The 25469-nt window shown below is 69.9% G+C and carries 26 protein-coding genes and 1 tRNA gene; 18 read left to right on the top strand and 9 right to left on the bottom strand.

The window, feature by feature from the left end:
- The first annotated feature begins 229 nt into the window (after positions 1–229).
- The 7 genes from CXQ92_RS13575 (at position 230) to CXQ92_RS13545 (ending at position 7031) form a co-directional block, all read left to right on the top strand.
- Positions 230–1666 carry a sugar porter family MFS transporter gene (locus tag CXQ92_RS13575; protein WP_104168312.1) on the top strand — a complete coding sequence of 479 codons (1437 nt, stop codon included), beginning with the start codon at positions 230–232 and terminating at the stop codon, positions 1664–1666.
- 157 nt (positions 1667–1823) lie between these two features.
- The gene (locus CXQ92_RS13570; protein ID WP_104168311.1) at positions 1824–2630 is read left to right on the top strand and encodes a phage holin family protein; all 807 of its coding nucleotides are present in this window, start codon (positions 1824–1826) and stop codon (positions 2628–2630) included.
- A 103-nt stretch (positions 2631–2733) separates the two neighbouring features.
- Positions 2734–3357: a CDP-alcohol phosphatidyltransferase family protein gene (locus tag CXQ92_RS13565; protein ID WP_104168310.1), complete on the top strand. Its 624-nt coding sequence runs from the start codon at positions 2734–2736 to the stop codon at positions 3355–3357.
- Positions 3345–4220, top strand: a complete 876-nt coding sequence (locus tag CXQ92_RS13560; RefSeq protein WP_104168309.1) for a DMT family transporter — start codon at positions 3345–3347, stop codon at positions 4218–4220. The genes CXQ92_RS13565 and CXQ92_RS13560 overlap by 13 nt, the downstream gene beginning before the upstream one ends.
- Before the next feature lie 49 nt (positions 4221–4269).
- Complete coding sequence (locus tag CXQ92_RS13555) at positions 4270–5499, top strand: glycosyltransferase (protein WP_104168308.1); 1230 nt, start codon at positions 4270–4272, stop codon at positions 5497–5499.
- Positions 5500–5563: 64 nt separating this feature from the next.
- Positions 5564–5637 (top strand) — tRNA-Ile (locus CXQ92_RS13550).
- Positions 5638–5840: 203 nt separating this feature from the next.
- Positions 5841–7031, top strand: a complete 1191-nt coding sequence (locus tag CXQ92_RS13545; protein WP_104168792.1) for an acyl-CoA dehydrogenase family protein — start codon at positions 5841–5843, stop codon at positions 7029–7031.
- 4 nt (positions 7032–7035) lie between these two features.
- On the opposite strand, the gene CXQ92_RS13540 is transcribed toward CXQ92_RS13545, so the two are convergent.
- A complete protein-coding gene (locus tag CXQ92_RS13540; protein ID WP_306738639.1) occupies positions 7036–7695 on the bottom strand; it encodes a M23 family metallopeptidase in 660 nt (219 codons plus the stop codon).
- A gap of 432 nt (positions 7696–8127) precedes the next feature.
- Between CXQ92_RS13540 and rpsB the strand changes: the two genes are divergently transcribed.
- From rpsB to CXQ92_RS13510, 6 genes are all read left to right on the top strand, one after another.
- Positions 8128–9090, top strand: a complete 963-nt coding sequence (gene rpsB / locus CXQ92_RS13535) for a 30S ribosomal protein S2 (RefSeq protein WP_104168307.1) — start codon at positions 8128–8130, stop codon at positions 9088–9090.
- Positions 9091–9166: 76 nt separating this feature from the next.
- The gene (gene tsf / locus CXQ92_RS13530; protein ID WP_104168306.1) at positions 9167–10003 is read left to right on the top strand and encodes a translation elongation factor Ts; all 837 of its coding nucleotides are present in this window, start codon (positions 9167–9169) and stop codon (positions 10001–10003) included.
- A gap of 176 nt (positions 10004–10179) precedes the next feature.
- Positions 10180–10920 carry a UMP kinase gene (gene pyrH, locus CXQ92_RS13525; protein WP_104168305.1) on the top strand — a complete coding sequence of 247 codons (741 nt, stop codon included), beginning with the start codon at positions 10180–10182 and terminating at the stop codon, positions 10918–10920.
- A 118-nt stretch (positions 10921–11038) separates the two neighbouring features.
- On the top strand, positions 11039–11596 hold the full coding sequence (frr, locus tag CXQ92_RS13520; RefSeq protein ID WP_043447395.1) for a ribosome recycling factor: 558 nt from the start codon (positions 11039–11041) through the stop codon (positions 11594–11596).
- Positions 11596–12609, top strand: a complete 1014-nt coding sequence (locus tag CXQ92_RS13515) for a phosphatidate cytidylyltransferase (RefSeq protein WP_104168304.1) — start codon at positions 11596–11598, stop codon at positions 12607–12609. Before frr ends, CXQ92_RS13515 begins: the two co-directional genes overlap by 1 nt.
- A gap of 77 nt (positions 12610–12686) precedes the next feature.
- On the top strand, positions 12687–13262 hold the full coding sequence (locus tag CXQ92_RS13510) for a DivIVA domain-containing protein (RefSeq protein ID WP_104168303.1): 576 nt from the start codon (positions 12687–12689) through the stop codon (positions 13260–13262).
- 1 nt (position 13263) lies between these two features.
- Here CXQ92_RS13510 and CXQ92_RS13505 read toward each other — a convergent pair whose 3' ends face one another.
- The 4 genes from CXQ92_RS13505 to CXQ92_RS13490 are packed head-to-tail and all read right to left on the bottom strand — an operon-like array spanning position 13264 to position 17082.
- Complete coding sequence (locus tag CXQ92_RS13505; protein ID WP_104168302.1) at positions 13264–14763, bottom strand: cation acetate symporter; 1500 nt, start codon at positions 14761–14763, stop codon at positions 13264–13266.
- Positions 14756–15103 (bottom strand): DUF485 domain-containing protein, encoded by a 348-nt coding sequence (locus CXQ92_RS13500; RefSeq protein WP_258069945.1) that lies wholly within the window; start codon positions 15101–15103, stop codon positions 14756–14758. The genes CXQ92_RS13505 and CXQ92_RS13500 overlap by 8 nt, the downstream gene beginning before the upstream one ends.
- Before the next feature lie 52 nt (positions 15104–15155).
- Positions 15156–15875 (bottom strand): LytTR family DNA-binding domain-containing protein, encoded by a 720-nt coding sequence (locus tag CXQ92_RS13495; RefSeq protein ID WP_104168300.1) that lies wholly within the window; start codon positions 15873–15875, stop codon positions 15156–15158.
- Between the two features lie 19 nt (positions 15876–15894).
- The gene (locus CXQ92_RS13490; RefSeq protein WP_104168299.1) at positions 15895–17082 is read right to left on the bottom strand and encodes a histidine kinase; all 1188 of its coding nucleotides are present in this window, start codon (positions 17080–17082) and stop codon (positions 15895–15897) included.
- Between the two features lie 211 nt (positions 17083–17293).
- On the opposite strand from CXQ92_RS13490, the gene CXQ92_RS13485 reads away from it, so the two are divergent.
- Together CXQ92_RS13485 and CXQ92_RS13480 are read left to right on the top strand one after the other, a co-directional pair.
- A complete protein-coding gene (locus CXQ92_RS13485; RefSeq protein ID WP_104168298.1) occupies positions 17294–17677 on the top strand; it encodes a DUF485 domain-containing protein in 384 nt (127 codons plus the stop codon).
- 8 nt (positions 17678–17685) lie between these two features.
- Positions 17686–19311, top strand: coding sequence for a cation acetate symporter (locus CXQ92_RS13480; RefSeq protein WP_104168297.1), 1626 nt, complete (start codon positions 17686–17688; stop codon positions 19309–19311).
- A gap of 86 nt (positions 19312–19397) precedes the next feature.
- Here CXQ92_RS13480 and CXQ92_RS13475 read toward each other — a convergent pair whose 3' ends face one another.
- Positions 19398–19874: an Lrp/AsnC family transcriptional regulator gene (locus CXQ92_RS13475; RefSeq protein WP_104168296.1), complete on the bottom strand. Its 477-nt coding sequence runs from the start codon at positions 19872–19874 to the stop codon at positions 19398–19400.
- Between the two features lie 187 nt (positions 19875–20061).
- Here CXQ92_RS13475 and pdhA point away from each other — a divergent pair, with 187 nt between their 5' ends.
- From pdhA to CXQ92_RS13460, 3 genes are read left to right on the top strand one after another with little or no spacing between them, the layout of a single operon-like run.
- On the top strand, positions 20062–21252 hold the full coding sequence (gene pdhA / locus CXQ92_RS13470) for a pyruvate dehydrogenase (acetyl-transferring) E1 component subunit alpha (RefSeq protein WP_258069944.1): 1191 nt from the start codon (positions 20062–20064) through the stop codon (positions 21250–21252).
- Complete coding sequence (locus CXQ92_RS13465; RefSeq protein WP_104168295.1) at positions 21252–22286, top strand: alpha-ketoacid dehydrogenase subunit beta; 1035 nt, start codon at positions 21252–21254, stop codon at positions 22284–22286. The genes pdhA and CXQ92_RS13465 overlap by 1 nt, the downstream gene beginning before the upstream one ends.
- A gap of 2 nt (positions 22287–22288) precedes the next feature.
- Positions 22289–23659 carry a dihydrolipoamide acetyltransferase family protein gene (locus CXQ92_RS13460; RefSeq protein ID WP_258069943.1) on the top strand — a complete coding sequence of 457 codons (1371 nt, stop codon included), beginning with the start codon at positions 22289–22291 and terminating at the stop codon, positions 23657–23659.
- Between the two features lie 25 nt (positions 23660–23684).
- Here CXQ92_RS13460 and CXQ92_RS13455 read toward each other — a convergent pair whose 3' ends face one another.
- The 3 genes from CXQ92_RS13455 to CXQ92_RS13445 form a co-directional block, all read right to left on the bottom strand.
- Positions 23685–24224 carry an SRPBCC domain-containing protein gene (locus CXQ92_RS13455; protein WP_104168294.1) on the bottom strand — a complete coding sequence of 180 codons (540 nt, stop codon included), beginning with the start codon at positions 24222–24224 and terminating at the stop codon, positions 23685–23687.
- Between the two features lie 27 nt (positions 24225–24251).
- Positions 24252–24719 (bottom strand): GNAT family N-acetyltransferase, encoded by a 468-nt coding sequence (locus CXQ92_RS13450; RefSeq protein WP_104168293.1) that lies wholly within the window; start codon positions 24717–24719, stop codon positions 24252–24254.
- A 108-nt stretch (positions 24720–24827) separates the two neighbouring features.
- Positions 24828–25439 carry a TetR/AcrR family transcriptional regulator gene (locus CXQ92_RS13445; RefSeq protein ID WP_104168292.1) on the bottom strand — a complete coding sequence of 204 codons (612 nt, stop codon included), beginning with the start codon at positions 25437–25439 and terminating at the stop codon, positions 24828–24830.
- Positions 25440–25469: the final 30 nt, after the last annotated feature.

The raw sequence follows: 25469 nt of genomic DNA, 5'->3' as shown, positions 1-25469 counted from the left end.
GACTGCGGCGGCGGCCCGGCGACGGCGGCGGAGCGGCTCGCGACGTGCAGCAGGCCGTCCCGATCGGGACGAATTGGTTGCTGCGGCGAATCAACGGTGTTCCTATCCTACGACCCCCGTCAAGCCTCGCGCCGTCCCTCCGGCACTGGCCGAACGTCGGGCGCGCTGCTAAGCAGGCTTCGGACTGACGTAGGGTGTTGAAGGGCCGAACGAGCAGGGAGAACCGAGCATGAGCGAGCACGACGTCGACACGGAGACCGCGGAACCACCGCGGCACCTCGCGCGGGTCATCGGCATCACGATGGCCGCCGCCGTCGGAGGCCTCCTCTTCGGTTTCGACACGGCCGTCATCAACGGTGCGGTCGATTCGATCCAGGCCGACTTCGAGCTGAGCGCGAGCGTCCTCGGGTTCACCGTCGCCATCACGCTGCTCGGCTGTGCCGCCGGTGCGTGGTTCGCCGGCGGGCTCGCCGACCGGTGGGGGCGCAAGAAGGTGATGGTCGCGGCAGCCTTCCTGTTCGCGATCAACTCCGCCGGATCCGCGTTCGCCTTCTCCGAGTGGGACCTCATGGCCTGGCGTCTCGTCGGGGGCCTGGCGATCGGTATCGCCTCCGTCATCGTGCCCGGGTACATCGCGGAGATCGCGCCGTCGAAGTGGCGCGGGGGACTCGCCTCGGTGCAGCAGCTCGCCATCACGATCGGCATCTTCGTCGCACTGCTCTCCGACGCCTCGTTCGCCAACGCCGCCGGCGGCGCCGCGAACGAGTTCTGGTGGGGGCTGTCCGCCTGGCGCTGGATGCTCCTCGTCGGCGTGCTCCCGGCCGTCGTCTACGGCGTCCTCGCGCTCATCATCCCCGAGTCGCCCCAGTTCCTCGTCCGGGCCGATCGGGACGAGGACGCCGCCCGCATCCTGTCACGGGTGTCCGGCGTCCGGGACACCGAGGGCAAGATCCGCCAGATCCGCGAGAGCTTCGAACGCGAGGACCGGGCCGGGTACCGCGACCTGCGCGGTCCCGCGCTGGGGCTGCAGCCCATCCTGTGGGTCGGCATGGCCATCGCGGCGCTCCAGCAGCTCGTCGGCATCAACGCGATCTTTTACTACTCCACGACGCTGTGGAAGTCCGTGGGCTTCAGCGAGAGCGATCCCTTCACGACGTCGGTGATCACCTCGATCATCAATGTCACCATGACGTTCGTCGCCATCTTCTTCGTCGACCGCATCGGTCGCCGGAAGCTGCTCCTCGCCGGTTCGATCGGCATGACGGTCGGGCTCCTTGCAGCGACCCTCGCCTTCCTCCAGGCGGAGGGGACCGGCGACGACGTGGCCCTGCCCGGGGTCTGGGGTCCGATAGCCCTCGTGGGCGCGAACCTCTTCGTCATCTTCTTCGCCGCGACCTGGGGCCCGGTCATGTGGGTCACGCTCGGCGAGATGTTCCCCAACCGCATCCGTTCGATCGCCCTCGGCGTCGCGACGATGGTCAACTGGGTCTTCAACTTCATCGTCACCCTCACCTTCCCGTGGGTCAGCGCGAACCTCGGCCTGTGGGTCATGTACGCGGCCTTCACGGTCTTCGCCGTGGTGTCCTTCGTCTTCGTCCGGACCAGGCTCCCCGAGTTCGCCGGCAGGGACCTCGAGGACAACGCCGAGCTCGCGCCGGCACGATGACGGGCACCGGGGGAGCAGGGCGGGCGGCAGTACCGCATCGCGGCGTATCCCGCTCCCGACGGCGCCGCCGCCCGCGGGCGGCCGACGTGCCCGGGCCCGATGGTAATTTTGGTTCAGCGAATGTCCAGCAAGACACCTACGAATGGAGGCAGGGCCTATGAACAGCTCGGCTAGTACGCGCAGCAAGCGGTCCACAGGCTCACTCTCGATCGTCGGACTGATCAGGCTGCTCGCCCGCCTGACGCCGCGGCAGGCCAGCGACGAGTTCTCGATCGCCGTCGCACAGCTGAAGCAGAAGGGCACCAAGGCCGGGATCGCCGCCGCCCTCCTCGTCGTCGCCCTGGTCTTCGTCCTGTTCTTCGCCGTGGCGCTCGTCGTCGCGGCCATCATGGGTCTCGCCGAGATCATGCCCGCATGGCTGGCCGCCCTGCTGGTCGCGCTGGTCTTCCTCGTGATCGGCGGCATCCTCGCGCTGATCGGGGTCTCCCGCCTCAAGAAGCAGCTCCCGCTGCTGCCCGAGGACGCGATCCGGGGCATCCGCTACGACCTCGGTGTGCTCAAGGAGGGCCGCAGCTTCGACCCGGCCACGCTGGACGTCAAGAAGCCCAAGGAGGAGAAGAAGCCCAAGGACGCCGACAAGGACACCCGGCCGAAGGAGCCGACGCCCTCCTACGAGGAGCTGCGCGGCCGCACCGGGGAGCGCCGGACGCACATCGCCGACGCCCGCGACTCGCTCGGTGCGCGCGTGGACGTCAAGTCACGCCTCGACGGCGCCCGCCACCGCTCGCCCCAGGGCACGCCGACGGCCGGCAGTTCGACCGCCGGCGGCAGGACCGGGGCGGTCGCCGTCCGGCGCGACGTGCCCCTCAACACGAGCCTCGCCGACCGCTGGAAGCCGCTGAGTGTCCTCGCTGCGTCCGTCGCCGCGATGCTCGTCATGCTGCGCCGCCTCCTGAGCAAGTAGCAGGCAGCCCGACCGACAGACGGCCGGTCCCCGATCCCCGCCCGCGAGCGGGGGACGGGGGACCGGCCGTCTGCCTGCATAATGGGACCGGGAGGCACGGGTGATGAGACTGATCGGGGCTGGAGGACGGCCGGGTGGCGAGGGCCCGGTGCTCACGACGGCCTGGACCCTGCCCAACCTCGTCACGATCGTCCGGTTCCTCGGGGTCCCGCTGTTCGTCTGGTTCATCACGCAGCAGCGCTACGGAGCCGCCGTGACCACCCTCGTGGTGATCGGTTCGACCGACTGGGTCGACGGATACCTCGCACGGCGGCTCAACCAGGTGTCCGTCGTCGGGAAGTGGCTCGATCCGGTCGCCGACCGCACCGCCATGATCGTCGTCGCCGTGACCTTCGTCGTCGACGGCATCGCCCCCGCATGGCTCGTCTGGACCATCGTCATCCCGGACCTCATCCTCATCGTCAACGCCCTCGTCCTCTTCCGCGGGCCGCTGCACCTCCCCGTCATCACGGTCGGGAAGATCCGGACCGCGCTGCTGCTGGTCGGGGCGCCGCTGCTCCTGCTGCACGAGGTCGAGGGCTTCGAGCAGGAGTGGATCTTCGTTCTCGCCCAGGCCATGCTCGCCGTGGGATGCTTCCTGCACCTCGTCGCCTTCGGGGCCTACTTCATCGCAGCACACCGCAAATACCGTCTGGAGCGGGCCGAGCAGCAGTCGTGCCCGCCCTAGCCATCGCGCTGGCGCTCCTCGGCGCGGTCTTCCTCGCGTTCGGAGCGCAGCGCCAGGGCAGTGCCGTGCGGGCGAACACGGGCGGCCTGAACCTGAGTTCCTCGGGCTTCACCCGCCTCCTCACCAACCCGCGCTGGTTGTTCGGGCTCTTCCTGCTCGTCACGGGGACGGCGCTGAACGTGATCGCCCTGTCGCTCGCCAGCCTCACCGTGGTGCAACCCATCGGGGCCATCGCGCTCGTGATCACCACGATCGTCAACTCCCGCGACCAGGGCATCCGCCTGAACCGTCCCACCGTCGCCGCGATCACCGCCTGCGTGACGGGGAGTGCCCTCTTCGTGATCCTCGCCGTGAACGTCACCCGCGAGAACCACGCGGTCGAACCCGCGCAGGAACTGTCGGTGGTGCTCCTGCTGGGGGCCGCGGTCCTGCTGTTCGGCTCCCTGGCCGTGGTGGGCCGGCACCGCCTCAACGCGTTCGCCTACATCCTCGGGGCGGGCGTCCTCTTCGGGTTCGTCGCCGTCCTGACCAAGATCGTCGCGGGCCACCTGCTGGACCCGAACGGGCGGTTCCTGCTCAACGTCCCGATCGCGACCCTGCTGGCCCTCGCCGCCGCCGTGGCGCTGGGGATCTGGTTCGTGCAGAGCGCCTACGCGACCGGCCCACCCGACCTCGTCATCGCGGGCCTCACCGTGATCGACCCGATCGTCGGCATCGCCGTGGGCATCACGATCCTCCAGGAACTCCAGCCCGATGTGCGGACGGTGACCGCGTTGGGCATGGGCGCAGCAGCCCTCGTTGCTATTGTTGGGGTCGTTGCCCTGGCCCGACACCACCCCGACGTCGTGAAGCGGCAGCGCTGATCCGAGCCATCGAAGTACTTGTCCAGCACACCGACGTAGGGATCCCTCCGTGAGTTACCCGGCTGATTTCAAGCCCCTGACCATCCTGATCGCCGCGGATACATACCCGCCCAACGTGAACGGCGCGGCTCAGTTCGGCTACCGGCTGGCGAAGGGGATGGCGGGGCGAGGCCACGCGGTGCACGTCCTCGCTCCGCGCCCGTCCAACGGCCCGAGCGTCACCGAGCCGGACGGCGACTGGTCCGTCCACCGCCTCCGCTCGCACAGCGTCCCCACCCACGACTACTGGCGCATCTGCCTCCCCTGGGAGATCAAGCGGGACATCAGCCTGCTGTTCGACCGGGTCCGGCCCGACGTCGTCCACATCCAGTGCCACTACATGGTGGGGCAGTACGCGCTGTACGAAGCCGTGAAGCGGGGCATCCGGGTCGTGGCCACCAACCACTTCATGCCCGAGAACATCAACCCCTTCCTGCCCTTCCCCGAGTGGTTCAAGCGGATCGTGGCGAAGAACTCGTGGAGGGACATGGGCAAGGTGATGGGCAGGGCCGCCGCGGTCACCACCCCGACGCCGCTGGCCGCGAAGGCCATGCACGACCACGCCTTCCTGCGTGAGGTGCTGCCCGTCTCCAACGGCATCGATGCCGCGGCCTACGAGGTCCGGCCGGGCGAGGTCATCGAACCGAACGAGCACCCGACGGTCCTCTTCGTGGGCCGGCTCGCCGAGGAGAAGCACATCGACGTGCTGATCGACGCCGTCGCCCGGACCCCCGAGCACCTCGAGGTGCACCTCGAGATCGTGGGCGGCGGCGAGGTGAAGCCGGCGCTGCAGGCGCAGGCCGCCCGTCTCGGTATCAGTGACCGCGTGCGCTTCCGCGGCCTGATCGACGACGAGGAGCTGCGCCGGAGCTACATCCGGGCGTCGCTGTTCTGCCAGCCGGGTACCGCCGAACTGCAGTCGCTCGTCACCCTCGAGGCCATGTCCGCGTCCACGCCCGTGCTGCTCGCCAACGCCATGGCCCTGCCGCACCTGGTGTCCGACGGCGAGAACGGCTACCTGTTCGAGCCGGGCGACGCGGACCAGCTGGGCAAGCGCATCACGGAGATCCTCAGCCTCTCCCGGGAGGAGCAGCAGGCGATGGGCGCCGTGAGCCGGGCCATGGTGGGCAAGCACGACATCAACGCGACGCTGGAGACGTTCGAGGGCCTGTACTACGGGACCCTCTCCTCGCAGCCCCCCGCCCCCCGCGAAGCGGATCTCGCCGGCCGCATACAATGAAGGCTGCGTCCGGCGCCGGGGCGGTCGTCCCGGCGCCGGTGCACCAGGGGCCGTGCGCTCCCTGGGGGCTGTAGCTCAGCTGGTTAGAGCAGCGGACTCATAATCCGTTTGTCCTGGGTTCAAGCCCCAGCAGCCCTACGCACCCGGTCGGTGACGACCCACGAATGCGCCGCCCTCCCGGGGCGGCGCATTCGTCGTCCTCCGATCCGTCGGCCACCACCCCCGGTGCCACTGGCGCCATAAGTTACCGGCGGGTAACATAGGGTCGTGGGCTCATGCCCACAGGACTCAGAGGTCGAGGAACAGTGCTGGTCGCCGACGACCAGAGTGAGGGGCATCCCATGAGCAGGACGACGATCGACATCGACAACCTTCCGTACGCCGACGGCGACTTCCTCGCCTTCGAGGAGTTGCTGTCCGACAAGGAGCGCTCCAGGCTGCAGGAGATCCGAGGCTGGCTCACCCGCGAGGTCCGCCCGCATGCCGCCGACTGGTGGAACAAGGGTGTCTTCCCCCAGGACCTCATCCCGAAGATCGCCGAACTGGACCCGATGAGCCCGGTCTACCGCCAGGGCTACTCGAACCTCTTCGCGGGCATCACCCATGCCGAGATGACCCGCGCCGACACCTCGTTCGCCACCTTCATGGGCGTCCACGACGGGCTCTTCACGGGGTCCATCGAGGCCCTCGCCTCGAAGGAGCAGCAGGAGGAGTGGCTGCCGGACATCTACGCGATGAAGAAGATCGGCGCCTTCGGCCTCACCGAGCCGCTCGGCGGCTCCGACGTCGCCGGCGGGACCCGGACGACGGCGCGCCGCGACGGAGGGTCGTGGGTGCTCAACGGCGCCAAGCGCTGGATCGGCAACGCCACGTTCTCCGACTGGGTGGTCATCTACGCGCGGGACCTCGCGGACAACCAGGTCAAGGGCTTCCTGGTGGACACCACGCTCCCGGGCTTCTCCTCGTCCACGATCGAGAACAAGATCGCCCTCCGCACCGTCGAGAACGCGGACATCGTCCTCGATGACGTGGTCGTGTCGGACGACTTCCACCTGAAGGGCGCCAACAGCTTCCGCGACACCAACAAGGTCCTCAAGGTCACGCGCCTCGCCGTCGGCTGGCAGGCCGTCGGCCAGCAGCTCGCGGCCTTCGACGTCGCCCGCCGGTATGCCGTGGAGCGCGAGCAGTTCGGACGGCCGATCGCCGGCTTCCAGCTCGTGCAGCAGCAGCTCGTGCAGATCCTGGGCAATGCCATGAGTTCCATGGGCATGATGGTGCGGCTGTCCCAGCTCGAGGACGCGGGCAAGGCGAAGGACGAGCAGTCGGCCCTCGCCAAGGCGTTCACCACGGCCCGCATGCGCGAGAGCGTCGCAGCGGGGCGCAACATCCTCGGGGGCAACGGGATCGTCGTGGACTACGAGATGGCGAAGATCTTCTCCGACGCCGAGGCGATCTACTCCTACGAGGGCACGCAGGAGATCAACACCCTCGTCGCCGGCCGGTCCATCACGGGCATCGCCGCGTTCGTCTAGCGCTCTACCGCCGGATCCGCACGCCGTCACCGAGCGGAAGCAGTACCGACGGCCGCCGGTCCGTCACGAAGGACAGCGGGTCCACATACTCGCCGTCCTCGCGGACGCCCCAGTGGAGGCACGGCTGACCGCAGTGCTCCCGGACAGGTCCGTCCGCGGGTCGGCGGGCAGGGGAGGCGTCGAGCGTCGCCACCACCTGTCCCCGGCTGACGTGCTCACCCCGGGACAGATCGGTGGAGACGGGTTCGAAGCTGCTGATCCGACCCTGGCCGTGGTCGATGGACAGGACACCCCGGTCCACCACCCTTCCCGCGAAGGACACGACGCCGTCCGCCGGACTCACCACCCCGACGGGCCCGCCGGCATGGGCGGACAGGTCGACGCCCCGGTGCCCCCGCTTCCACGTCTGCGGCGGCTTCTCGAAGGGACGGAGGACCTCGGGCGCAGGGTCCAGGGGCCAGGTCCACTCGGGCACGAACGGTGCCGGAGTGGCCCCCCCGCCGGCAGCGGGAGCAGGGCGGGAGGTGCCGGCTCCGGACGGGACGCAGAGCAGCACCGTGAGAAGGGCCACCGCGACGGCGGGGGCGGCACCCTCCCGGACGCCTGCGCGACGGCGGCCCGGCTGGTGCATCGGGGAATCGAGGGAATCGAGGGGATCGCTCATGGCCCCAGCCTGCATCTCCCGTCCGCCGGGCGCGCACCCCGGGCCCGTATGTGGACATCACGCGTCGGAGCCGAGGGGTGGAGGCACCCCCGGAGCGTCACCGGGACCGCTGCCCGACCGCCGTCGCCGGCCCGATCCGCCACCGCCGCTGTAGTACACTGGACCCAGCAGTCTGCTGCTCCCACATCCGTATGCCCCTGGCATCGATGGGTCGTGGAATCCGCAGGCTGACTACGCGTACCTGCGATTCTGCGCCGACGAACGGCGCCGAAGTGCCCACCCTGCGGTCCGGACCAGTCCGGTTGGGGAGGGCGCGTCCATCGGACGACCCGGTACCAGGACGTACCGGCCACCCCGGCCGGCACCGAGACAACCGTCAACAAGCTTCAGGCGGCGCTCCGCGCCCGAGCCGAAGCTGAGGAAAGGCAGAACATGCCAGTCGTAACCATGCGCCAGCTGCTCGACAGCGGCGTCCACTTCGGTCACCAGACCCGCCGTTGGAACCCGAAGATGAAGCGCTTCATCTTCACCGAGCGCAACGGCATCTACATCATCGATCTCCAGCAGTCGCTGGGCTACATCGACCGCGCCTACGAGTTCGTCAAGGCCACCGTCGCCCACGGCGGAACCGTGCTCTTCGTCGGCACCAAGAAGCAGGCCCAGGAAGCGATCGCCGACCAGGCCACGCGCGTCGGCCAGCCCTACGTCAACCAGCGTTGGCTCGGCGGCATGCTCACCAACTTCCAGACGGTCTCCAAGCGCATCCAGCGCATGAAGGAACTCGAAGAGATCGACTTCGACGACGTCGCCGGTTCGGGCCACACCAAGAAGGAGCTCCTGCTCCTCAAGCGTGAGCTCACCAAGCTGCAAAGCAACCTCGGTGGTATCCGCAACCTGACCAAGGCCCCTTCGGTCGTGTGGGTCGTCGACACCAAGAAGGAGCACCTCGCCATCGACGAGGCGAAGAAGCTCAACATCCCCGTCGTCGCGATCCTCGACACCAACTGCGATCCCGACGAGGTCGACTTCCCGATCCCCGGCAACGACGACGCCATCCGCGCCGTCAACCTGCTGACCCGGGTCATCGCCGACGCCGTGGCCGAAGGCCTCATGGCCCGCCACAACCGCTCGGGCAACAACGAAGCCGCCGCCGACGAGCCCATGGCCGAGTGGGAGCGTGAGCTGCTCCAGGGCACCTCGGACGCCGCCGCTGGCGCGCCCGAGGCGACCGAAGCCGCGGCTCCCGAAGCTGCCGCCGAAGCACCCGGCGTCGAAGCACCCGCCGTCGAGGCTCCCGCCGTCGAGGAGGCGCCTGCAGGCCTGCAGGCTCCCATCGCCGAGGAAGTCCCCGAAGCAGTAGCTCCCGCCACGGAAGCTGCCAGCGACACCAAGTAGTCCTCGATGCGTAAGGGGTGTGGGTCAAACCATGCCCCTTACGCATGTTCCGATCCACCTCAACTTAGGAGTTCATATGGCAAATTTCACTGCCGCTGACATCAAGGCCCTGCGCGAGCGCACGGGCGCAGGCATGATGGACGTCAAGAAGGCCCTCGACGAGGCCAATGGCGACGCCGACAAGGCCCTGGAACTGATCCGGATCAAGGGTCTCAAGGGCGCCACCAAGCGCGAAGGCCGCTCGACCGCCGAGGGCCTCGTCGCCGCTCGCGTCGACGGCAACGTCGGGGTCATGATCGAGGTCAACTGCGAGACCGACTTCGTCGCCAAGGCCGGCCCCTTCATCGAGTTCTCCAACAAGGTGCTCGGCGCGGCCGTCGCGTCCGGCGCCACCGACGTCGAGACCCTCCTGGCCTTCGAGCTGGACGGCAAGCCCGTCTCGGAGCACGTCATCGAAGCCGGTGCGCTGCTCGGCGAGAAGGTCGACGTCCGCCGCATCGCCCGCGTCGAAGGCCAGATCGTCGACGCCTACCTGCACAAGACGTCCAAGGACCTCCCCGCCCAGGTCGGCGTGCTCTTCGCCGTCGAGGGCTCGGGCGACGCCGCCGTCGCGGCGACGCACGACGTGGCCGTCCACATCGCCGCCTACTCCCCCACCTACCTGACGCGCGAGGATGTCCCCGCCGAGCTCGTCGAGTCGGAGCGTCGCATCGCCGACGAGACGGCCCGCGCCGAGGGCAAGCCCGAGCAGGCCCTCGCGAAGATCGTCGAAGGACGCCTCACCGGCTTCTTCAAGGAGGGTGTCCTGGTGGACCAGGCCTTCGCCAAGGACGCGAAGAAGTCCGTCGCCGCGGTCCTCACCGAGGCCGACGCCAAGGCCACGGCCTTCGCGCGGTTCCGCGTCGGCGCCTAGTACCTCAGGCCAGGTCGACAGCACAACTGTGAAGGGCGGCCACCCTCGAGGTGGCCGCCCTTTCCTGCGCCCGGGAGGCGCGCCGTATCCTGTAACGGGTCCGGCACCATCCCACCTTCGCACCATCGGCCGTCCGCCCAGGACCGGCCCACAGCACTATGCCCGGGAGGCACTTCATGGACACCACATCCACTGCTCCGACGGGTGGTCCCACGGGGCGGCGCCGGGTCCTGCTCAAGCTCTCCGGTGAGGTCTTCGGCGGCGGCAAGCTGGGCGTGGACCCGGACACGGTCCGCGGTATCGCCCAGCAGATCGCCGCGACCGTCGGCGACGTCGAGGTGGCGATCGTCGTCGGCGGCGGCAACTTCTTCCGCGGCGCCGAGCTGTCGCAGAGCGGCATGGACCGCTCGCGCGCCGACTACATGGGCATGCTCGGCACGGTCATGAACTGCCTGGCCCTGCAGGACTTCCTCGAGCAGGCCGGTGTCGAGACGCGCGTGCAGAGCGCGATCACCATGGGCCAGGTCGCCGAGGCGTACATCCCGCGGCGCGCCATCCGACACCTCGAGAAGGGCCGCGTGGTCATCTTCGGCGCCGGCGCGGGCCTGCCCTACTTCTCCACCGACACGGTCGCGGCCCAGCGTGCGCTGGAAGTGCACGCGGACGAGGTCCTCATGGCGAAGAGCGGCGTCGACGGCGTCTACACCGCCGACCCGCACAAGGACCCGACGGCGGAGAAGCTCCAGACCCTGTCCTACGACGAGGCCCTGCGCCGCGACATCCGCGTGATGGACCAGACGGCCATGACCATGTGCAAGGACAACAACCTGACGATGGTGGTCTTCGGGATGCAGGGCGAGGGCAACGTGACGCGTGCCATCCGGGGCGAGAAGCTCGGCACCCTCGTCACCACCTAGCCCCCGGGCGGGAACGGCGGTGCCGCACCGGGCCGCGCCGGGGTGCGGCGCGCCGTTGAACTAGGATTGACCACTGGAACGGTTGCCGTGCAGCCGACTGTGGATCGAAGGAGACATTGTGATCGAAGAGACCCTGCTGGAAGCCACCGACAAGATGGACAAGGCCGTGGAGGTCGCAAAGGAGGACTTCGCGACGGTCCGCACCGGCCGAGCCAACGCCTCCCTGTTCTCCAAGGTGGTCGTCATGTACTACGGCGCCCCCACCCCGCTGCAGCAGCTCGCGTCCTTCCAGAACCCGGAGGCGCGCACCCTGCTCATCACCCCGTTCGACCGCGCCTCCCTCAACGACATCGAGCGTGCGTTGCGCGACTCCGACCTCGGAGCCAACCCGTCCAACGACGGCAATGTGATCCGGGTGGTCCTGCCCGAGCTGACGCAGGAGCGCCGCAAGGAGTACGTGAAGCTGGTGAAGACCAAGGCCGAGGACGCCAAGATCTCCATCCGCAACGTCCGCCGCAAGGCCAAGGACGGCATCGACAAGGCCGTGAAGGACGGCGACGCCGGTGAGGACGAGGGCTCGCGCGCCGAGAAGGAACTCGACGCCATGACCAAGGCGCGCGTGGACCTCATCGACGAGCTCCTGAAGCGCAAGGAAACGGAGCTGCTCGAGGTCTGATGGCAGATCCTAATCCAGCCGGTCCCGGCGTCGGGCCCGTCCCGAAGCCCGACGCCGGGACAGCGACCGCCGCGGTGCCCGAGGCGGGTGCCGCCCCGGGCGGTGCCGCCCCTGCGTCCCGCCGATCGCGGCGTACCGGCTGGACGCCCGGTCTCGGACTGCTGAAGCGGCGGCGATCCGCCCGGGAGCCCGGTGCGCCGTCGCGCGCCGGCCGCAACCTCCCGGCGGCCATCGGTGTGGGCGCCGGCCTCCTCATCCCGGTCCTGGTCGGCCTGCTGTTCTTCCCGGTCGTCTTCGCGGGCATCGTCACCCTGTTCGCTGCCGTGGGCGTCTGGGAGATCTCCCGGGCGCTGGGGCTGCGCCGCATCCGCGTGCCGCTCGCGCCCACCCTGGCGGGAACGCTCGTGCTCCCGTTCTCCGCCTATTTCGGCGGAGCGGAGGGGCTCGCCGTCGCCACCGTCGCCGCCGTCGTCGGCATCTTCCTGTGGCGCTCGCTCGACCCCGCCCCGGATGCCGCGAAGAGCCTCATGGCCGGTACGTTCACGCTGCTCTGGGTACCGTTCATGATGAGCTTCGCGATGCTCCTGATGCGCGCCGAGGGAGGCTACCTCGTCATCGCCACGCTCCTGCTGCTCGTGGTCGCGAACGACACCTTCGGGTACCTGGTCGGGGCGTTCTTCGGGAAGCACCCCATGGCGCCCAAGATCAGCCCGAAGAAATCCTGGGAGGGTTTCGGCGGCTCCATCGGCGGCGCGATGATCATCGGCGGGCTCTGCGCGGTGCTCCTGCTCGGGCAGCCGCTGTGGATCGGCCTCGCCCTCGCCGTCGTCGTCGTCGCCTCCGCCACCGCCGGCGACTTCGCCGAATCGATGATCAAGCGGGAGCTCGGCGTCAAGGACATGGGCACCATCCTCCCCGGTCACGGCGGCGTGATGGACCGGCTGGATTCGATCGTGCTGGCTTGCCCGGTCGCCTATCTGCTGTCCGCTACATTGGTACCGGGACTGCTCTGACGACGGGCCGACGGCGGAATCCCGGGGCTCGCGGGCTCCTGAACTGTCCCTCGACGGCCTAGGCGGAAGGATCATCCATGGACCTCGCTCGGCCCGGCACCTCCCCGTTCACGCGTGTCGGACGGCGGGAGCTCGGCTACAACACCCGCCAGGTGGACCGGTTCCTGGCCCGGGCGCGCGGCTGCTACGACGCCGAGGATCCGGCGGCGGCCATCACGAGCAGGGACGTCCGGTCCATGGCCTTCGACCCGGCCCGCGGCGGGTACGACCCGCGGGCCGTCGACGCCGCGCTGGACCGCCTCGAGGACGTCTTCGCGCAGCGGGAACGCGACCACCTGATCCGGACCGAGGGCGAGGACGCGTGGCTCCGGCAGATCGGTCGGACCGCCGCCGTACTGCGCCGTAGGCTCCACCGCCCGGCCGGCGAGCGTTTCCGCCGGCCCGCGAAGCAGGGCAGCCCGAGCTACGACATCGAGGACGTCGACCGCCTGTGCGACGACCTCCTGCAGTACCTGGAGAACCATGTGCCGATGAGCGTCGACGTCGTCCGCCGTGCGGTGTTCCGCGAGGCCCGGGGAGCGGACGGCTACGAGGAGAGCCAGGTGGATGCGTTCCTGGACCGCGTCATCGAACTGATGGCCGGGATCGACTGACCTAGCGCGGCTCGGGGGTGTGGAGGCGCGCCAGCACGCGCGACGCCGTCGTCGGCCGCCGTCCCGCGGTCGCGCGCGACACGAGCACCATGGTGAGGAACGCCGCCGGTACCGTCCACAGGGCCGGCTGGCCGAGCCAGACCCAGCGGTCGCCCGCCCCCGCTCCCAGCGCCGCGGTGGCGGTGATCGCGCCGCCGCACAGGATCGCGCCGACGGCCATCCCCGCGATCGCGCCGGCGTCGGTGAGGCCCCGCCACCAGATGCCCAGCAGCAGCAGCGGGCAGATGGTGGAGGCGGTGAACGCGAAGACGGACCCGACGCTGCCGGCCAGTGCCAGGGTGTCGGTGAGGAGGGCGATCACCAGGGGGACGATCGTGGACAGCAGCGCGGCCCGCCGGAACCCCGTCACGCTGCCCTGGAAGAACTCCTGGCTGATCACACCGGCGAGCGAGACCACGAGGCCGCTCGTCGTGGACAGGAACGCGGCGAAGGCGCCCGCCGTCACCAGGGCGGACAGCAGGTCGCCGGTCGCGCCGTCGAAGATGCGGCCGGGGAGCAGGAGGACCGTCGCGTCCGCGGCGCCGCCCGCCGCGAGCTCCGGCGTGTGGATGCGCCCCAGGATGCCGTACACGGTGGGGAACAGGTAGAAGACCGAGAGCAGGCCGAGCACGAGCACCGTGGTCCACCGCGCCGACGCCCCGTCCGGATTCGTGTAGAAGCGCACCAGCACGTGGGGGAGCCCGAGGGTGCCGAACAGGAGCGCGATGACCAGCGAGATGGTGCCGTAGAGGGAGGCGTGCGCCGTCGTGTTCAGGTCGGTGGTGAACACGCTGCCACCCGCCGTGATCGACGCGCCCTCGGCGCCCAGGCGGAACAGGATGAACACCGCCGGGACGGCGAGGGCCGTCAGCTTGAGCCAGTACTGGAACGCCTGGACGAACGTGATGGAGCGCATGCCGCCCGTGACCACGCTCAGGCACACCACGACGACGACGGCGAGCGGTCCCACCCACGACGGCAGGCCCGTGGTGATCTGCACCGTCAGGGCGGCGCCGTGGAGCTGCGGCACGATGTACAGCCAGCCGACGATGACGACGAGCATGCTCGTCACGCGGCGCACCAGCAGCGAGTCCAGCCGCGCCTGCGCGAAATCGGGGATGGTGTAGGCACCCGAGCGGCGCAGGGGAGCGGCGACGAACAGCAGGAGCATCAGGTACCCGGCGGTGTACCCGATCGGGAACCAGAGGGCGTCCACGCCCGAGATGAGGATGAGCCCGGCGACGCCGAGGAAGCTCGCGGCGGACAGGTATTCGCCGCCGATCGCGGAGGCGTTCCACCAGGGGCGCACCGTCCGGGAGGCGACGTAGAAGTCCCCGGTGGTCCGGGAGATCCGCAGACCGTAGATGCCGATGAGCACGGTGCTGAGGGCCACGAGGAGCAGGGCCGTGTAACCGACGGCGGGGGTGAGGTGCAGGCTGCCGGCGTCGAGCGCGTCAGTCATCGTCCACGAGGTCCTGGAAGCGCCGCTCGTTGCGGGAGGCGCTGCGCACGTACAGGATCGCGCAGCCGATGACGAGCGGGTACACCCCGAGGCCGAGGATCAGCCACGGGAGGGGCACCGTCAGCACGGTCATCGACTCGATGTCCGGGAACACCGCGAGCAGCACCGGGATGCCCATCAGGATGACCAGGAAGCCGCCCGCCACCACGAGGGCGAGGCGCAGCTGCGACCGGATCAGCGAGGCGACGAACAGCTGGCCCAGTTCGGACTGTTCGGCCATCTCGCGGGCCACGGGGAAGGACGCACCCGTCGCGCGGGCGGCCGTCCGCGGGGCGGTCACCCGGACACGGTGGGGCGGCTCGGACGGCTGCGTCATCGGCGGTCGTCGGGGGTCACTGGCCCGGCCGGAGGCGGGTGGCCTCGAGCTTCTCGCGGACGTCGGGCAGGTGCCGCCGGCTGACCGGCAGCTCGGCGTCGCCGACGAACAGGCTCGCCCGGCCTGCGCTGATCCGGACCTTCCGGACCTGGTCCATCGCCACGAGGTAGGAGCGGTGGGTGCGGAGGAACCCCGCGGTGGCCCACTGGCGCTCGAGGTCGTTGAGCGGGATCCGGATGAGGTAGCTCGCCTCGGAGGTGTGCAGCCGCGCGTAGTCGCCCTGCGCCTGGACGTAGCGCACGTCGTCGCGCCTGATCATGCGGCTGATGCCGCCCTGGTCCACGGTGATGACCTCCGGCGCGGCCGTCGTGCCCTCCATCAGCTCGCACACCCGGCGGACGGATTCCGCGAGGCGTTCGGTGCGCACGGGCTTCAGGAGATAGTCGACGGCGCGCAGTTCGAAGGCCTCCAGGGCGCGGTCCTCGTCGGCGGTGACGAACACGACGGCGGGCGGACGGCTGAAGCGGGAGATCTCCCGGGCGATGTCCAGCCCCGAGAGGGACGGCATGTGGATGTCGAGGAACAGGGCGTCGACGGTGTGCTGCTCGAGGACCTTCAGCGCCTCCGCGCCGCTCGAGGCGCGGTGGATGGTCCCGACCCGCGCGTCCCTGCCGAGCAGGAACGCCAGTTCCTCGACGGCGGGGAGTTCATCGTCGGCGACGAGCACAGAGAGCATGCTCCCTAGATTACGCGCCTCATGCCCGGTGGTCGGGCTGCGACTTGGGGACGCGCATCGTGATGAGAGTGCCGGCGCCGGGCGCGGTGTCGATGATCAGCCCGTGGTCGTCGCCGTACACCTGCCGCAGGCGGGAATCGACGTTGCGCAGGCCCACGTGCACACCCTCGGTGTGCCCGGCCAGCACGGACCGGAGGTGCTCGGGCTCGATGCCCACGCCGTCGTCCTCGATGGTCACCTCGGCGAAGGGACCGACGTCGTGAGCGGTGATGGTGATGTTCCCGATGCCGTCCTTGGAGTCGAGGCCGTGGCGGACCGCGTTCTCGACGAGCGGCTGGAGGCTGAGGAACGGGATGACGGTGCTGAGGACCTCGGGGCCGATCTCGAGGCTGACCTTCAGCCGGTCGCCGAACCGGGCGCGTTCCAGCAGCAGGTAGCGGTCGATGCTGCGCAGTTCCTCCGCCACGGTCGTGAAGTCGCCGTGGCGCCGGAACGAGTAGCGCGTGAAGTCGGCGAACTCGACCACGAGGTCACGGGCACGCTGCGGGTCGGTGTTGATGAAGGACGCGATCGCGTTGAGCGAGTTGTAGATGAAGTGCGGGCTGATCTGGGCCCGGAGGGCACGCACCTCCGCCTCCGCGAGGAGCCTGCGCGAATAGTCCAGTTCGGCGAGTTCCACCTGGGTGGACACCCACCCGGCGAGCTCGTTCGTGGCCCGGACGAGGCCGGCGTTGACGTCCTCGGCCACCGCCCCGACCGTGCCGACGACGCGGTCGTCCACGCGGATGGGGGAGAGCACCAGTTCGCCGGGTTCCGCCAGCCCCGCGGCCTCGAGGCGCTGGCGGCGGAAGATCTGCGTGCGGCCGCTCTCGAGGACCTGCCGCACCAGGGGCATCACGTCCGGCGGCGTCCCGCGCCCGCCGTCCCAGGCGAGCACCCCGGCGTCGTCGCTGATCATGAGCACGTCGCATCGCAGGAGTCCGTGCAGGTAGCGGCTCGCCTTCGAGGCCCCCGACGGCGTCAGGCCCTCGCGCAGGTGTTCGGAGGCGAGGGCCGCGGTGTGGAGGGTGGCGTAGGTGGCGCGGTCGGCGTCGGACCCGAGGTCCCGGTACGAGCGCGACAGGCGGAAGCCGAGTGAGGCCACGACGGCGAGGGTGATGACGACGACGGCGCACACCAGGGCGGTGTCGACGGCGGCGCTGAACATTGCTCCAGAGTATCCGCCCGGACCTGCCGCTCATCGCGCCCGCTGACCGTTCACCGCACCCACCCGCGCGCTCGGCGACGAACGGCCGTGTCCGGCTGGTGCAGTCGGCGGCCGTCCAGCACAGTGATGGGAGTCACACCGACGTGCCTTCCTGCGCTGCGACGGTGCCGCCCTCGCGGCTGGAGTGACTCCCGACCAAGAAGGAGGAACCATGGGCTCGCACCCAGGAGAGCCGGCAGCCGGCTCCGGTCCTGCTGTCGACTTCACCGAAGTCCAGCAGACCGAGCAGTTCAGGGAACTGCGCAAGCGCCACCGCAGTTTCGTCTTCCCCATGGCAGTGTTCTTCCTGCTCTGGTACTTCGCCTACGTGCTGCTCGCCGCCTACGCGATCGACTTCATGGCCACGCCGGTGTTCGGCAACATCAACATCGGCATCATCCTCGGGCTGCTGCAGTTCGTCAGCACCTTCGCCATCACCATGTGGTACGTCAGCTACGCCAACCGGCGCCTCGACCCGATCGCCGCGAACCTGCGGCACGAGCTCGAGGAAGCGGCACCCGAAGCGTTCATCGACCCGTCAGGCGGAAAGAAATGATCCCTCTCATGAGTGCGGGCGTGCGCGTGCCGTTCCAGACCACCGAGACGACGACGGTCGGCTCTCCGCTGCTCAACATCACCATCTTCGGACTGTTCGTCGCCGTCACCCTGGTGATCGTGCTCAGGGCGAGCCGCAACAACAAGACCGCGGCCGACTACTACGCCGCCGGCCGCTCCTTCACCGGCGGGCAGAACGGCACCGCCATCGCGGGGGACTACCTCTCGGCGGCGTCGTTCCTCGGCATCGTCGGCGCGATCGCCATCAACGGCTATGACGGGTTCCTGTACTCGATCGGGTTCCTCGTCGCGTGGCTCGTGGCGCTGCTGCTGGTCGCGGAACTCCTCCGCAACACCGGCAAGTTCACCATGGCGGACGTGCTGTCCTTCCGCCTGAAGCAGCGTCCCGTCCGCATCGCGGCGGCCATCACCACGCTGGCCGTCTGCTTCTTCTACCTCCTCGCGCAGATGGCGGGCGCCGGCGGGCTCGTCTCGCTCCTGCTCGGCATCGACGACCGCCTCGGCCAGTCCCTCGTCATCACCGTCGTCGGCGTGCTCATGATCATGTACGTCCTGATCGGCGGCATGAAGGGCACCACCTGGGTGCAGATCATCAAGGCCTGCCTGCTGATCTCCGGCGCGTTCATCATGACCGTCTGGGTCCTGGCCCTGCACAACTTCAACTTCTCCACGCTGCTCGGCGCGGCGATCGAGACCTCGGGCAACGCGGCCATCACGAGCCCGGGTCTGCAGTACGGCCTCAGCGCCATCACGCGGCTCGACTTCCTCTCGCTGGCGCTCGCGCTCGTCCTCGGTACCGCGGCCCTGCCGCACGTGCTCATGCGCTTCTACACCGTCCCGACGGCGAAGGAGGCCCGCCGCTCCGTGGTCTGGGCCATCTGGCTCATCGGTGCGTTCTACCTGTTCACGCTCGTGCTCGGCTACGGTGCCAGTGCGCTGATCGGTTCGGAGCGCATCCTGGGCGCCCCGGGCGGCGTGAACTCGGCGGCCCCGCTGCTCGCCTACGAGCTCGGCGGGTCGATCCTCCTCGGCCTCATCTCGGCCGTCGCCTTCGCGACGATCCTCGCGGTCGTCGCCGGCCTGACCATCACGGCCGCGGCCTCCTTCGCCCACGACATCTACGCGAGCGTCATCCGCAAGGGCAGGGTCAACCCGGACGGCGAGGTCAAGGTGGCCCGCCGCACCGTCATCGTGATCGGCCTGTTGTCGATCGCAGGCGGCATCGGCGCGCAGGGCCAGAACGTCGCGTTCCTCGTGGCGCTCGCCTTCGCCGTGGCGGCCAGCGCCAACCTGCCGACCATCCTCTACTCGCTGTTCTGGAAGAAGTTCAACACCCAGGGCGCGGTCTGGAGCATGTACGGCGGCCTCGGCTCGGCGATCCTGCTGATCGCCCTCTCGCCCGTCGTCTCCGGCGGCGAGAAGTCGATGATCCAGGGCGCCGACTTCTCGCTCTTCCCGCTCAGCAACCCGGGCATCGTCTCGATCCCGCTGGCGTTCTTCCTCGGCTGGCTGGGCACCACGCTCTCCCGGACCCCGGAGGACCCGATGAAGCAGGCCGAGATGGAGGTGCGCTCGCTGACCGGTGTCGGAGCCGAGAAGGCCACCGACCACTGATCCGTCGACCCCCGCACGATCGAGGCCGCCCCACCGCACGGTGGGGCGGCCTCGTCCGTTCCGGGACGGACGATCAGGACCGTTGATCAGGAAGGCGGTCGGGGTCCGCGGGCCAGCAGCGGCTCGACCCGGAACGTGATGAGTTCCCCCATGGCCAGGGAGGTGTCGCAGCGCTCCACGCCGTCGCAGGCGAGGATCTTGCCGTTGATCCGGAAGAGGTCCTCGGCGTCCACGGCGACCACGCGGACCAGGATGTCGGCCTGCCCGGTCAGGCCGAAGGCCTCGATGACCTCGGGCACGGCGGCGATGCTGCGCGTGACGGCCGCGAGCTTCTGCTGCTGCACATGGACGTGGATGAACGCCGTCAGGGGGTAGCCCAGGGCCACGGTGCTGATGCGCCGCTCGAAGGAGAGGAAGACCCCCTTCTTCTCGAGCTGCGCCATCCTCGCCTGGACCGTGTTCCGGGAGAGGCCGAGCTTCTGGGCGAGGGCGACGACGGTGCGTCGGGGGTCCTTCGCCAGGGCCTGCAGCAGGCGTGTGTCGGTGAGGTCGAGGGGGTGCATAGTGCGCAACGCTAACACGGTCGTCGAGGCTCCTACAGGGCACTCTGCTCAGTCGGAAGCGCTACGGTTGTGCCGCCTGTGCGGTGTGAGTAGGGTCACAACCACTCCGGGCAACGGCGCCCGGGGCCCTTCCAGCCGTGCGGACCGCCGGCGGAAGGGTCCTCTGCAAATGCGAAGGTTGCGTGCAATGGCTCAGGACGGCACCCGGCCAGGACCGGGATCCACCGGCGGGAACGACGACGCCGGGCCCGCGAGCGGGACGGTACTCCCGGGCCCCGCCCATGCCGGGGCGGACGACCTCGTCCAGCTCATCGACCACCACGGCGTCCGGCACCCGCACGGACACTACGACGCGCTCGTGGCCGACGTCGACGGCGCCGCGCTGCAGAGGCTCTACGAGGACATGGTGGTGGTGCGGCGCATCGACGCGGAGGCCACCGCGCTCCAGCGCCAGGGCGAGCTCGCCCTCTGGCCGCCGCTGCTGGGACAGGAGGCGGCGCAGATCGGGTCCGGACGCGCCCTGCGCTCCGACGACTTCGTGTTCTCCAGCTACCGGGAGAACGCCGTCGCGTACTGCCGCGGCGTCGACCTCGCCGACATCCTGCGGGTCTGGCGCGGCAACGCGTCCTCCGGCTGGGACCCCTACACGATCAACATGGCCACCCCCCAGGTGATCATCGGGGCGCAGACCCTCCACGCCACCGGGTACGCGATGGGCATCGTCAACGACGGCGCCGACTCCGTGGCCGTCGCCTACTTCGGCGACGGCGCCACGAGCCAGGGCGACGTCAACGAGGCCATGGTCTTCGCCGCGAGCTATCAGGCGCCGGTGATCTTCTTCTGCCAGAACAACCACTGGGCCATCTCCGAACCGGTAGGGCTGCAGGCGCACGTGCCGATCGCGCGCAGGGCGCCGGGCTTCGGCATCCCGTCGGTGCGCGTGGACGGCAACGACGTCCTCGCGTGCCTCGCCGTGACCCGGGAAGCCCTCGCCCGCGCCCGCTCCGGCGGCGGACCCACCTTCATCGAGGCCGTCACCTACCGCATGGGTCCGCACACGACGGCGGACGATCCCACGCGCTACCGGGACGCCAACGAACTCGAGGACTGGGCGGCGCGCGACCCGCTGGCCCGCCTCGCGACCCTGCTCGACTCCCTCGGCCTGCTGGACGCCGGGTACACGGACTCCGTGAAGGCCAGGGCCGACGCCGTGGCCGCCGAACTGCGGGAGGGCTGCCTGTCGATGCCCGAACCCGCGCCGTCGGACGTGTTCAAGCACGTGTACAGCACGCCGAACTCCTGGCTGGACCGCCAGCAGGACCACTACGAGCGCTACCTCGCCTCCTTCGCCCAGGCGCCCCAGGAAGGACCCCGCTGATGTCCACCATGACCTTCGGCCGCGCGATCACCGCCGGTCTCCGCCGCGCCATGGACGAGGACCCCAAGGTGATCCTCATGGGAGAGGACATCGGCAAGCTCGGGGGCGTCTTCCGCATCACCGACGGACTGCAGAAGGACTTCGGGCCGCACCGCGTCATGGACAGCCCGCTCGCCGAGGCCGGCATCATGGGCACCGCCGTCGGCATGGCGTACCGCGGGTACCGGCCCGTCGTCGAGATCCAGTTCGACGGTTTCATCTACCCCGCCTTCGACCAGATCGTCTGCCAGGTGGCCAAGCTGCACTACCGCACGCAGGGCGCCGTGAAGATGCCGATCACCGTCCGCGTGCCCTTCGGCGGCGGCATCGGATCCCCGGAGCACCACTCCGAGTCGCCCGAGGCCTACTTCACGCACACCTCAGGCCTGCGGGTGGTCAGCGTCTCCGACCCGCAGGACGCCTACACGATGATCCAGCAGGCCATCGCGAGCGACGATCCCGTCCTCTACTTCGAGCCCAAACGGCGCTACCACGTCAAGGGCGAGGTGGACGAGGGCGTGGATCCGGCGTCGTCGGACATGGGAGCCGCGCGCGTGGTCGTTCGTGGCACCGACGTCACGCTCGTGACCTACGGCCCGCTGGTCCCGACGGCCCGCGACGCGGCCGTCGCGGCGTCCGACGACGGCATCTCGATCGAGGTGATCGACCTGCGCTCGCTCGCACCGATCGACTTCGCGACGGTCGAGGCCTCGGTGCGGAAGACGGGCCGGCTCGTCGTCACGCACGAGGCCGCGCAGTCCGGCGGGCTCGGGGCGGAGATCGCCGCGAGCATCACCGAGCGGTGCTTCGACTACCTGGAGCACGCGCCCGTGCGCGTCACGGGCTTCGACATCCCCTACCCGTACTCGAAGCTCGAATTCCACCACCTCCCGGACCTCGACAGGATCCTCGACGGAGTGGACCGTGCCCTGCGCCGGCCGAACTCCCTCAGCGGACTCGACCGCCCGGACAGCAGCCAGGGAGCAGGACAGTGACCGTGACCGCATCGAGGACGAACACCAGGATCCGCGAGTTCCGCCTGCCCGACCTGGGGGAGGGGCTGACGGAGTCGGAGATCGTCCAGTGGCACGTCGCCGAGGGCGACACCGTGGAGCTCAACCAGATCATCGCCGACGTCGAGACCGCGAAGGCCGTCGTCGAACTGCCGTCGCCCTACGCCGGCGTGGTGGTGCGGCTGCACGAGGCGGCGGGAACCGTGGTCGACGTCGGAGCCCCCATCGTCTCGTTCGAGGTGGCGGCCGGGCCCGACGACGCCGTCCCGGTCCCGGCGTCGGTGCCCGACGAACCGGTGCCCGCTGAGCCGGCACCCGCCCGGCGTGAGCCGAACCTCGTCGGGTACGGAGCCGCGGTGGAGAAGGGCGGGCGCCCGCAGCGGCGTGGTCGTTCGCTCCCGGCGGCGAACGCCCCGCAGCCCGCTGCAGTCCTCCAACCGGCAGCGGCCCCGCAGCCACGCGAGCGGCCGCGGTCGACGCCGCCCGTCCGCAAGCTGGCGCGTGACCTCGGCATCACCCTCGACACCCTGACGGGAACCGGTCCCGGCGCGCTCATCACCCGGGCGGACGTCCTGGCCGCACTCGCGGGAACCCCTTCGTCCACGGCGGAGCCCGCCTCCCCGGGGCCCCGCCCTCGGGCGGTCCGCTCGAGCACCGGAGAGATCCGGACGCCGATCCGTGGCATGCGGAAGCACACGGCCGCCGCCATGGTGGCCAGTGCGTTCTCGGCCCCGCATGCAACCGAGTTCCTCACCATCGACGTCACGCCGACCATGGAGCTGCTCGCGGAGCTGAAGGCGGGCCGCGCCTTCGAGGGCACCCGGGTGACGCCGCTGACCGTCGTGTCGAAGGCGGTGTGCATCGCGATCGCGCGCAATCCGATCCTCAACTCGTCGTGGGACGAGCAGGCGCAGGAGATCGTGCAGTACGCGGACGTGAACCTGGGGATCGCCGCCGCGACGCCGCGAGGGCTGCTCGTGCCGAACATCAAGGCCGCGCAGTCGCTGACCCTGAAGGACCTCGCGCAGGCCCTCGGTGCGCTGACCGAGACCGCACGTGCCGGCCGGACGCCGCCGACAGATCTCGCGGGCGGCACGATCTCGATCACGAACATCGGTGTCTTCGGCATCGACGCCGGCACGCCGATCCTCAATCCCGGGGAGGCGGCGATCCTCGCGATGGGCGCCGTCCGCAGCACGCCCTGGGAGTACCGGGGCGAGATCGCCCTGCGCTCCGTGATGACGCTCAGCCTGTCCTTCGACCACCGGCTCGTGGACGGCGAGCAGGGTTCGCGCTTCCTGGCGGACGTCGGCACCATCCTCAGGAATCCGGCGATGGTCCTGACGATGGTGTGACGCGGTCCGACGAGCGGGCCGGGCGCTAGGAGAAGAGGTCGCGGTACCCGTCGGAGCGCTCGAGGTAGGGCTCCCACAGGATCGCGTCGGGGTCGGCGCCGCCGATCGCGGCAGCGAGCCGGTCCAGGTAGTAGTCCCAGCCCGGTCCTACGTTGCCGGCCAGCGCCGCTCCTACCGGCCCGTCGGGGACGGCCTGGGTGAAGGTGAGGGTGGTCGAGCCCGCTGCCTCGGTGAGCTCCAGGGTGTGCTGCCAGGTCACGCGCGGGCCGGATCCGTCGGCCGAGAACGGAGCACTGTCACGGCTGCGTACCACGAGCCGGCGCGGCGGCTCGCAGGCCTCCACGAGGTAGACCTCCTCGGGGACGTCGTCACCTTCGGCGGTCATCCGGAACACGACCTCGCCGGCGGCCGGGTCCCCGCTCCAGGTGCCGATCCAGCGCTCCATCCGCTGCGGCTCGGTGCAGGCGGCCCAGACGTCGGCGATCGGCGCGGCGAACGAGCGGGTGAGGACGAGCTGCTCCTCGCCGTCGCGTGTCGCGCGGCGGCCGAGCGGTGTGGTGTCCATGCGGTGTCCTCCTGGGAATCGGTGGGGCTACGGCAGTTCGAGGATGAGCTCCCTGACCACGGCGCCGCGGGCGGGAGCGAAGCCCTGCGTCTCGCCGACCTGCCGGAATCCCCAGCGCTCGAGGATGCGGATGGAGCTCACGTTGTCGGCGACCGCACGGGCCCGGATGGGCCGCTGCGTCACCTCGCTCAGGAACTGGCCGACGGCGGCGGTGGTGATGCCCTGCCCCCAGCGGGAACGGTCGATCCAGTAGCTGATCTCGGGTGTCTCGTCGTCGTGATAGGCGAGGATGCTGCCCACGACGTCGCCGTCGGAGAGGATGGTCCGCACCGTGATCCGGCTGTCGTTGAGGATGTCCTGCCAGTGGTTGTCGAACACCCCGCGGTCGGAGGGGTTCTTGGCGCCGAAGGCGGCCATGTGGTTGGCGCTCGGGTCCAGCTGGTGCGAGAAGAACTCGTCGAGGTCGGTGGCTTCAACGGGACGTAGCGTGATCACGGCGGTACCTTCAGTCGATGGAGTGGCCGGGCGGTCGGCGCGGCGGGAACTTCTCGTGCTTCAGCGTACTAGGCGGCGCGGCCCGCGGAGCGGGTGGGACGCGGTCCCTCATACCGTCAGCGCCGCCCACGCCATCTGCTCCAGCAGGTCCCGGAACAGGGCCAGTTCACGCGCGGAGCTGGGTCGGTGGGTGGTGTGCGGGGTCGAGTTGATCAGCCCGAAGACGGCGTGCACCTTGCGGCGCAGCAGCGAGAGGTCGGCGTCCGGCCGATAGGCGGCGAGCTCGTCGACCCACACCTGCACGTAGGTGCGCTGCAGGGACCGCACGGCGCGCTGGTCGTCGGCCGCCAGCGCGCCGAGGTCGCGGTCCTGGACGCGGATGACGTCGGCGTGGCTCACGGCGAACTCCACCTGGAACCGGATGAGGCCCTTCAGGGCCTGCTCGGGTGACGCGGCCGCCCCGGCGACCTCCCGTCCGCCGTCGAGCAGGTCCTCGCTGACCCCGGTGAGCAGGGCGGAGAGCACGGAGGGCTTGCCCGCGAAGTGCCGGTAGACGGCGGGCCCGCTCACGCCCGCTGCGGCGCCGAGGTCCTCGATGGACACACCGTTGTAGCCCCGCTCGGCGAACAGCTGGGCGGCTGCTTCCAGCAGGGCGGCACGCCGCGTGGCCTTGGCGATGCTCCGGCCGGTCACGCGCTCTTCGATGGGCGATGCCTCCATGCGGGTCCTCGTCTGCTGTGGTTCCGGTCT

The organism is Arthrobacter sp. SX1312, from assembly GCF_002929295.1.
Lineage (GTDB): Bacteria > Actinomycetota > Actinomycetes > Actinomycetales > Micrococcaceae > Arthrobacter_D.
This window is presented reverse-complemented; position numbering and strand designations above follow the sequence as displayed.

Coding starts and splice junctions, on each gene's coding strand:
- CXQ92_RS13485 (WP_104168298.1), top strand. CDS start 17,294: ATGGGCTCGCACCCAGGAGAGCCGGCAGCCGGCTCCGGTCCTGCTGTC.
- CXQ92_RS13565 (WP_104168310.1), top strand. CDS start 2,734: ATGAGACTGATCGGGGCTGGAGGACGGCCGGGTGGCGAGGGCCCGGTG.
- CXQ92_RS13570 (WP_104168311.1), top strand. CDS start 1,824: ATGAACAGCTCGGCTAGTACGCGCAGCAAGCGGTCCACAGGCTCACTC.
- rpsB (WP_104168307.1), top strand. CDS start 8,128: ATGCCAGTCGTAACCATGCGCCAGCTGCTCGACAGCGGCGTCCACTTC.
- tsf (WP_104168306.1), top strand. CDS start 9,167: ATGGCAAATTTCACTGCCGCTGACATCAAGGCCCTGCGCGAGCGCACG.
- CXQ92_RS13445 (WP_104168292.1), bottom strand. CDS start 25,439: ATGGAGGCATCGCCCATCGAAGAGCGCGTGACCGGCCGGAGCATCGCC.
- CXQ92_RS13495 (WP_104168300.1), bottom strand. CDS start 15,875: ATGCTCTCTGTGCTCGTCGCCGACGATGAACTCCCCGCCGTCGAGGAA.
- CXQ92_RS13480 (WP_104168297.1), top strand. CDS start 17,686: ATGAGTGCGGGCGTGCGCGTGCCGTTCCAGACCACCGAGACGACGACG.
- CXQ92_RS13455 (WP_104168294.1), bottom strand. CDS start 24,224: ATGGACACCACACCGCTCGGCCGCCGCGCGACACGCGACGGCGAGGAG.
- CXQ92_RS13465 (WP_104168295.1), top strand. CDS start 21,252: ATGTCCACCATGACCTTCGGCCGCGCGATCACCGCCGGTCTCCGCCGC.
- pdhA (WP_258069944.1), top strand. CDS start 20,062: ATGGCTCAGGACGGCACCCGGCCAGGACCGGGATCCACCGGCGGGAAC.
- CXQ92_RS13540 (WP_306738639.1), bottom strand. CDS start 7,695: ATGAGCGATCCCCTCGATTCCCTCGATTCCCCGATGCACCAGCCGGGC.
- CXQ92_RS13505 (WP_104168302.1), bottom strand. CDS start 14,763: ATGACTGACGCGCTCGACGCCGGCAGCCTGCACCTCACCCCCGCCGTC.
- CXQ92_RS13510 (WP_104168303.1), top strand. CDS start 12,687: ATGGACCTCGCTCGGCCCGGCACCTCCCCGTTCACGCGTGTCGGACGG.
- CXQ92_RS13515 (WP_104168304.1), top strand. CDS start 11,596: ATGGCAGATCCTAATCCAGCCGGTCCCGGCGTCGGGCCCGTCCCGAAG.
- CXQ92_RS13575 (WP_104168312.1), top strand. CDS start 230: ATGAGCGAGCACGACGTCGACACGGAGACCGCGGAACCACCGCGGCAC.
- CXQ92_RS13490 (WP_104168299.1), bottom strand. CDS start 17,082: ATGTTCAGCGCCGCCGTCGACACCGCCCTGGTGTGCGCCGTCGTCGTC.
- CXQ92_RS13475 (WP_104168296.1), bottom strand. CDS start 19,874: ATGCACCCCCTCGACCTCACCGACACACGCCTGCTGCAGGCCCTGGCG.
- pyrH (WP_104168305.1), top strand. CDS start 10,180: ATGGACACCACATCCACTGCTCCGACGGGTGGTCCCACGGGGCGGCGC.
- CXQ92_RS13545 (WP_104168792.1), top strand. CDS start 5,841: ATGAGCAGGACGACGATCGACATCGACAACCTTCCGTACGCCGACGGC.